The sequence below is a fragment of the Metasolibacillus fluoroglycofenilyticus genome, from assembly GCF_003049645.1.
In the GTDB taxonomy this organism is placed as follows: Bacteria; Bacillota; Bacilli; order Bacillales_A; family Planococcaceae; genus Metasolibacillus; species Metasolibacillus fluoroglycofenilyticus.
Genome location: NZ_PYWK01000011.1, coordinates 1 through 7,718, shown reverse-complemented (window position 1 = coordinate 7,718; position 7,718 = coordinate 1). Strand labels below are relative to the sequence as shown.

Sequence of the window (7,718 nt, the reverse complement as noted above, 5' to 3'; positions counted from 1 at the left end):
CCGCCAGCAACGAAGGCCCGTTGGTCAAGTGGTTAAGACACCGCCCTTTCACGGCGGTAACACGGGTTCGAATCCCGTACGGGTCATTTAAAAAGCAGTGCATGTCATAGGACGTGTACTGCTTTTTTCCTTTGGTTTGGTTACATTGCGAAAATTTACGGGCGAATCAAGCAGGTTTGTGGGTGAAATTAGCTATAAATCGGGTAAATTCCAATTGTTTATGAGCGAATTTTTTGGTCAATTGGGCGAATCGTAACTTTGTGATTAAATCTTTAATAAAAGGAAAGGCAGCGGGGAAACCGACTGCCTTTCCTTATTAAACACGTGCTAGCATACGATCAAGTGAGATACGTGCTTCTACAGCTGTATTTTCATCTACTTCAATGCGATTTTGTGGCTGACCAGCAGCAATACTTTCTAGTGACCATAGTAAATGTGGTAAATCGATGCGATTCATCGTTAAACAAGGACAGAAGTTTTCGTTTAAAGAAATAATATGCTTATCTGGATGCTCTTTGATAATGCGACGCACAAGGTTCATTTCTGTACCAATTGCCCAAGATGAGCCACTTGGCGCTTGGTTAATTGTATCAATAATGTATTTTGTCGAGCCTGCGTCATCCGCTGCCGCTACAACTTCACGACTGCATTCAGGGTGAACGATAATGCGCATCTCGGGATACGTTTGACGAATCATCGCTGTGTGTTGAACTGTAAAACCTTCATGGACAGAGCAATGACCTTTCCATAAAATCACTTGAATATTTTCAATTGGTTGTTCTGTTTCAAGCTTTTGGCTATGTGGGTTCCAAACAGCCATATTCTCAAGCGGAACGCCTAGCTCATACGCCGTATTGCGACCTAAATGCTGGTCAGGTAAAAATAAAATGCGCTGCTTTTTCGTGAATGCCCATTTAACCATCTCTTTAGCATTGGACGATGTAACGCAAGCCCCACCGTATCTACCAGTAAATGCTTTAATTGCGGCAGTAGAATTAACATAAGTTAGAGGGATAATCGTATCACCGAAAAGTTTTTGTAAAACCGGCCATGCTTGCTCTGTTTGATAAATATCAGCCATATCAGCCATTGAGCACCCTGCGCGCATATCTGGTAAATAAACATGCTGCTCGTCAGTTGTTAGCATATCCGCTGTTTCCGCCATAAAGTGCACTCCGCAAAATACGATATGCTCTGCCTCCTTATTTGCTGCTGAAATTTGGGCGAGCTGTAGGGAATCTCCTGTGGCATCAGCGAACTGAATTACTTCATCTTTTTGATAATGATGACCCAAAATAAAAAGTTTGTTTCCTAAACTTTTTTTTATTTTTAATATGCGAGCCTCCATCTCAGCCGCTGATAATGTTCGATAATGCTCTGGTAATAAAGATGTTTGCTGTAGTAAATTAGTGATTGACAAGACAATCTTCTCCTTTCAATTGAACAAGTGCGCTAATATCGAAAGCTTGTACGGAATGTGTAAGTGCACCAAGAGAAATCCACTGCACGCCAGATTGCGCATAAGCCTTTAAATTTTCAAGTGTAATACCGCCAGAAGCCTCCGTTGCAATATGACTAGGGATAGAAGGTAGCCACTCGCTTATTTCAGCGGGTGAACGATTGTCGAACATAATAATATCCGCTCCAGCAGCAACAGCTTCATCTAATTGTGCTTTTGTTTCAATTTCTACTTCAATTTTGACAGTATGACCAATTTTGGCACGAGCAGCCTGAACTGCTTTTGTAATGCTTCCGGCAAAAGCAATATGATTATCCTTTAGCATAATTGCATCGTATAAGCCGTTGCGATGATTGTAGCCACCGCCCACACGTACTGCATATTTATCAAGCATGCGTAAACCAGGAATAGTTTTACGAGTATCAAGTATTTTTGCTTCTGTGCCAAGCGTTTTATTGACGGCACGCTGAGTAGCAGTAGCAATTGCTGACATTCGTTGAATTAAATTTAAAATTACGCGTTCACCTATTAAAAGCTTTTGAAGTGAGCCTTGAATATGGGCAATTAAATCACCACTTTTAACAATTTCTCCATCTTTTTTATGAAAAGTAATGACGATAGATGGGTCAAGTAAGCGAAAGCCTTGCTCGATAATAGGGGCACCACAAAAAATTCCGTTATCTTTGGCATAAAAAGAAAATGCTCCTTGCTGATCTACTGAAAAAATAAGCTCGCTTGATAAATCGCCATCACCCATATCTTCATTAAAAAACTGCTTTAGCATTTCCTCGAGTTTGATTATATTCATATAAAGAATCCCTCACTTCCATTTGTCCTTGTGAAAAAATAATCCAGCGATTTGCCCAATTTGTATCCGCGCTAGGGTAGTCTGTACGAATATGTGCACCGCGTGTTTCAGTGCGAGTTAATGCGGCTTTTGCCATTAATATAGCAACAATATGCATCATGTAAAGCTCTAGTTGCTCGCACTTTAAGTTTTCCTTCTTAGTAGAAAGCAGCGTTTGTAATGATGGCAATTGCTGCAAAAAATCTTGAATGCTTAAAGGATTTCGCACGATACCCAATGTTTCCATTATCTTTTGCTGTAATTGGTCTTTAGTCCATAAATGGGGCATAGCACCCTCATTACTGCTTTGCTTAAATATAAAATTTTGCTGCTGCAAGCCTTTTTCAATAATCGCTTGTGCCATTCGCTGTCCAAACGTTATTGCTTCTAATAAGGAATTGCTTGCAAGGCGATTTGCGCCATGTACCCCAGTACAGGCAACTTCTCCTATAGCATATAAAAAAGGGATGGAAGTTTGTCCTGAACTATCCGCAATCACGCCACCCATTAAAAAATGGCTACCTGGTGCTACAGGAATTAAGCCATCTTGTAAAGATATGCCATTTTCAATACATAGCTTTGTAACCGTAGGGAATTTTTCCTTGAATTTTTCAATCATTGAAATATCTAGAAAGGTTTCTTCTCCAGCAAGGCGCTTCATAAATAGTGTGTGCGCCGTAATATGTCGAGGTGCTAAATCACGACCTTGCATAATCGGTTGTCGTTTGGCATTAACAAAAATAGCTCCTGCTCCACGTACCGCTTCGGATATTAAACCTTTTGCCTTGTCATTGCACCATAACAAAGTAGGGTGAAACTGCATAAATTCCATATCGCTAATAGCTGCCCCAGCATGATAGGCAAGGGCAATGCCATCACCAGTATTAGTAGAAAAATTAGAGGTGCAGCTATAAAGAGCACCAGCTCCGCCTGTTGCAATGACAGTGTGATGGGCAAGATAGCGTCTTGAACCTTGATTTCCTGTTGTAAGTGCACCGATACACTCGCCATTTGTATTTAATAGCAATTCATAAGCTGTCTCGTGTTCATTAATTGTAACGGCTCGAGGTAGCTGGTCTATTAAATAATGAATAAAGCATTTGCCAGTTTGGTCTCCTCCAGCATGCAAAATACGGTTATGGCTATGCGCTCCCTCTAAACCGAGGATTGGTTCGCCATTCGTATCCCTATCAACTGGTAGACCTTGTTGTAAAAGCTCATCAATAAGCTGTGCACCATTTTTTATTAATTGCTCAACATTCGATAAAATATGATGATATTCACCTGCGCGTAATGTGTCGTGAATATGGAAGTTAATATTGTCTGTTCGTGTTGTAACGGCAGCAATGCCTCCTTGCGCTCTGTAAGAGCTACTTGTTGTTATAGAAGACTTTGTCACAAGCTGCACCTGAAAATATTGCCCTAATATACGAGCGGCTTGAAGTGCAGCTATACCACTACCGATAATAAGAACATCTGTCTTTATGTACATAATAAAACCTTCTTTACAGTTGTCTTGACACATATCTTTACATAAAATAAAGAAGAAAACAAGACTTAAGAAGAAAGAAGGGTAGAAAAATATGATTTATTTAGATTACGCAGCAACAGCACCAATGACAGAAAAGGCACTAGCAGTATATTGTGAAGTTGCAAAAAAATATTATGGCAACAGTGCTAGTTTGCACGATTTAGGTGGGCAGTCACAATATTTTGTAGAACAGGCGAGACAGGTCATTGCACAAGCCCTTAATTGTAATAAAGACGGTATTATTTTTACAGGTAGTGGGACAGAGGGAAATATAATAGCAATTTTGTCATTAGCGCTTGCCTCAAGTAAGGGGAAGCATATTATTTCATCACAAGCGGAGCATACGTCTGTTCATGCCGCGTTAAATACATTAGAAAAAATGGGCTATCGTGTTACGAAATTGGCCCTACAGCAGGATGGCTGTATTGATGTGGAACAATTGCGCGCAGCAATATGTGAAGAAACTGCATTGATTGCAATTCAGCATGTCAATTCTGAAATAGGCGCCATTCAGCCAATTGAACAAATAGCTCACATTGCAAAAACACATGATATATTCATGCATGTTGATTGTGTGCAATCTTTTTGTAAATTACCGCTACAAATTCAAGTCGATGCCATCACTGTATCAGCTCATAAAATTGGTGGTCCAAAAGGCTGTGGAGCAATTTATATAAATCCAAAACTAGGTGTGCCACCTTTAGCACCGGGGGTTACACACGAAAAAGGCTTGCGTGGAGGTACGTTAGATACACCGGCCATTGTTGCCTTTGCTACAGCCGTTGAAGAATACCATTATGAAAGAGGCCACTATGAAAAATTGCGTCAATATTTAAAAGAAAGCTTACCAGAAAGCTGTGAACTTATTGAATCAAAGGAGCAATTACCGAATATTTGCGGCGTAATAATGGAAAAGGTTGAAGGGCAGTATGTTTTATTAAAGTTAAATGAAGCTGGAATTGCAATATCTACTGGAAGTGCTTGTGATATTCACAGTGATTCAGGTACAAAGGCCATTTTATCAATGGGCTATTCAATAACCGCTGCTCGCCAATTTTTTAGAATGTCTTTTGGGGAAAGCACATCTATTGAGAGTTTAACAAAAGTACGACAAGCTCTTCTGTTGATTAAGTGAGGCGGCTGTGGGGTTTTTACGATGCAAGGAAAATTTAATTTCACCAATTCACTTCATTCGGAGAAAAATGCGCTAAGCGCAATGTTTCTCCCGTTTTCCAAGAGCCTTTTGAAGAAACACTAACGACAGTGTCCAAAAAAGCCGGCTCTGCACGGCTTTTTGGACGCTCATTGTAAAGGAGTCTTACACGCTTAACACCAAGAAAAAAATTGCCCATGGCTTCCTGCTTTAGGGAGAAGCCGGATTTCTTCATTCAAATGTGCCGATAAGTAATCGACATGAATATTTTCATCATACATATTATTGTAAACGTGATAAATGGGCTTATCTTTCGCTATATTTGCTAAAGTTTGTTGAAACGCTTCCTTTAACTCGTTTGAAAACTGATTAGCGACATGTGTGTGAAAAATAACGATTTGATGCGCATTAGAAATATTCTGAATGATAGATGGTAGTAGTTGAAGCACGTCTCCCTTTAATAATGTTTTGGGTACTTCTGAATGAATAGTTGACGCTTGATGTAATAACTTGCGTCGCTCCTTATGCTCTGGCCATATTAAAGCTTCTAGCCACATATAATCATCCCTATTTTGTAGCTGTAAAACATTCAAATCAATGCCGTAACGGTCAGATACTTGAAAGTCTCTGTAGCACGTCAAAGCATTTCCTATATTCTCGGATTTAAGTAGTACTTGGCTTTCTAGATGACCGTAATAAATAAAGGAATCACCTTCCTTTACTTCATAGCAATATTTATCAACATTCAATAAAAGACCCGCACTTGTGCCAATTTCAATTAAGGCTAACGGTTTTTGAGCTCTTTTCGCAATGTCGCTAAAAATAGGATATAAATAAGCGCTCCGTCGAACTTCATTTGTTTGAACACGCCTTGTTTGAAAGCATTGAATGAGCGCTTGTTCATACTTTTTTACAAACTTTTGTAAGGCTGAATAACTTTCTTCTATAGGTAAAGGATTTAACACGAACGATGGAATGTATTTTTTTAATGGGTCATCATATCTCATTAATAAAAATTGGATTGCTGCAAAAAACAAATTAGGTTTCGGTTGGGATTCGGGAATTTGTATAAGCAATTGCAGCATTTCCTTGTCATGAATAATTTTTTTGCACCAAAAGTAGTATAATGAACTATTATTCTTTGTTTCTATTTCGGCAAAGCGAGTAAACGATAAAATCAATTTTTCCATTGATAATCCTCCATATACTTTGATATTATCACTGTAAAATAATTATCAAATTAAATAAATTAATTAAATTTAATTGAATTGATTAAAAAAATTAATCAGAGGTGTAAAATGGAACTAAAGTGGATTCAGTCTTTTGTCGTCGCTGCTGATACAGGGAATTTCCGTGAAGCAGCGGAAAAGCTATTTATATCTCAGCCGAGTATTACAATACATATTCAGCTATTAGAAGAAAGCTTGCAAGTTAAGTTGTTTCATCGAGAGCACACAAAAATATGGCTATCAGAGGAAGGGAAATTCTTTTTAAAGCAAGCAAAGGAAATTTTACAAAAAGTGGAGGACAGTAAACGCGATACATTGTTTTACGCAAATCAGTATAGAAAAAGCATTACAATTGCTTTATCACCACTTCTAGTAGAAACAAATTTACCACTTATTATTTATCAATTTTTAATGGAGCATAAGGAATATGAAATTAAAATTGCGGTTGTGGATTCAGAGCAAATTGACGAGCAGCTTTTAGCTAATCAAGTACATATAGGTATTGGCATTGGAGGAAGCAGGCATCACCTTATACATGCTGAAAAAATTATGTCGAGTCCGCTACAGCTTGCTGTTCCATTAGATAGTTATGATGATGAGACGGGAGAACATTATGATTATCGTTCTTTATTTGAAAAATACCCCTTACTTACTGGACATTTAAAAGAATCGGTATTGATTGAGCCATTGCTAAAGAAACATTTTTCATTTATACGTACAATGTCAATTTCTCAAACTTATATTGTTAAACAGTTTGTTAAAGATGGACTAGGGATGGCCTTTTTACCAAAATCAACGATATATAAAGAGATGATGGAAGGCAGATTTAATATTATCGATTTTGATTTATTTGAATTACCAGTAATTGATTTATTTATAAAATACGATAAAGAAAATGAGCAGCTCTTGCCCTTATTAAAGAAAATAAGAAACTCTTATATGTATTGAAAAGAGCATGTACTATCAAGTTTCTTAATATACTATTATAATTAATTTCAACTGAGTGAAATTAGCTATTTTCTTTTAGAAAATCACTTGCTATAATGGGCAACAGAGTATTTTATTTTATCCCGCATTAACGGGCAGTAAGACGCCCACTTCAGATTTAATTGAAAATCGACTAATTGAAGCTTCACTTTATCAATTAGAAAAAAATATTATTTTTTTCAAAAAAAGTATTGCATAATGTGAGAGAACATTATATACTAATTCTTGTCTTGAAGAACGGATGAACGTTCTGAAATAGAGAATAGTCTAGTGATGATGGCAAAGAGGTCACACCCGTTCCCATACCGAACACGGAAGTTAAGCTCTTTAGCGCCGATGGTAGTTGGGGGCTTCCTCCTGTGAGAGTAGGACATCGCTAGGCAAATGGAGGATTAGCTCAGCTGGGAGAGCACCTGCCTTACAAGCAGGGGGTCGGCGGTTCGAACCCGTCATCCTCCACCAAACAAAATGCCGGTGTAGCTCAGTTGGTAGAGCAACTGACTTGTAATCAG

General features: G+C 38.2%; 6 protein-coding genes, 2 tRNA genes and 1 rRNA gene. 5 read left to right on the top strand and 4 right to left on the bottom strand.

The annotated features are described in order from the left end of the window. Nucleotides 1-14 precede the first annotated feature (14 nt). Nucleotides 15-86, top strand: a tRNA-Glu gene (locus tag C9J36_RS16880). A gap of 230 nt (nt 87-316) precedes the next feature. Here C9J36_RS16880 and nadA read toward each other — a convergent pair. The 3 genes from nadA to nadB are packed head-to-tail and all read right to left on the bottom strand — an operon-like array spanning nt 317 to nt 3,798. Beyond that, nucleotides 317-1,420, bottom strand: coding sequence for a quinolinate synthase NadA (nadA, locus tag C9J36_RS16875; protein WP_107943840.1), 1,104 nt, complete (start codon nt 1,418-1,420; stop codon nt 317-319). After that, a complete protein-coding gene (nadC, locus tag C9J36_RS16870) occupies nt 1,407-2,267 on the bottom strand; it encodes a carboxylating nicotinate-nucleotide diphosphorylase (protein WP_107943839.1) in 861 nt (286 codons plus the stop codon). The genes nadA and nadC overlap by 14 nt, the downstream gene beginning before the upstream one ends. Further along, nucleotides 2,224-3,798, bottom strand: a complete 1,575-nt coding sequence (nadB, locus tag C9J36_RS16865; protein ID WP_107943838.1) for an L-aspartate oxidase — start codon at nt 3,796-3,798, stop codon at nt 2,224-2,226. The genes nadC and nadB overlap by 44 nt, the downstream gene beginning before the upstream one ends. Before the next feature lie 91 nt (nt 3,799-3,889). Here nadB and C9J36_RS16860 point away from each other — a divergent pair, with 91 nt between their 5' ends. Continuing rightward, nucleotides 3,890-4,972 (top strand): cysteine desulfurase family protein, encoded by a 1,083-nt coding sequence (locus C9J36_RS16860; RefSeq protein ID WP_107943837.1) that lies wholly within the window; start codon nt 3,890-3,892, stop codon nt 4,970-4,972. A 191-nt stretch (nt 4,973-5,163) separates the two neighbouring features. On the opposite strand, the gene C9J36_RS16855 is transcribed toward C9J36_RS16860, so the two are convergent. Further along, nucleotides 5,164-6,180, bottom strand: a complete 1,017-nt coding sequence (locus tag C9J36_RS16855) for a DUF2332 domain-containing protein (RefSeq protein ID WP_107943836.1) — start codon at nt 6,178-6,180, stop codon at nt 5,164-5,166. 108 nt (nt 6,181-6,288) lie between these two features. On the opposite strand from C9J36_RS16855, the gene C9J36_RS16850 reads away from it, so the two are divergent. The 3 genes from C9J36_RS16850 (at nt 6,289) to C9J36_RS16840 (ending at nt 7,668) form a co-directional block, all read left to right on the top strand. Next, complete coding sequence (locus C9J36_RS16850) at nt 6,289-7,167, top strand: LysR family transcriptional regulator (protein WP_066167663.1); 879 nt, start codon at nt 6,289-6,291, stop codon at nt 7,165-7,167. 305 nt (nt 7,168-7,472) lie between these two features. Then, a 5S ribosomal RNA gene (rrf, locus tag C9J36_RS16845) occupies nt 7,473-7,588 on the top strand. Nucleotides 7,589-7,592: 4 nt separating this feature from the next. Then, nucleotides 7,593-7,668, top strand: a tRNA-Val gene (locus C9J36_RS16840). Nucleotides 7,669-7,718 lie beyond the last annotated feature (50 nt).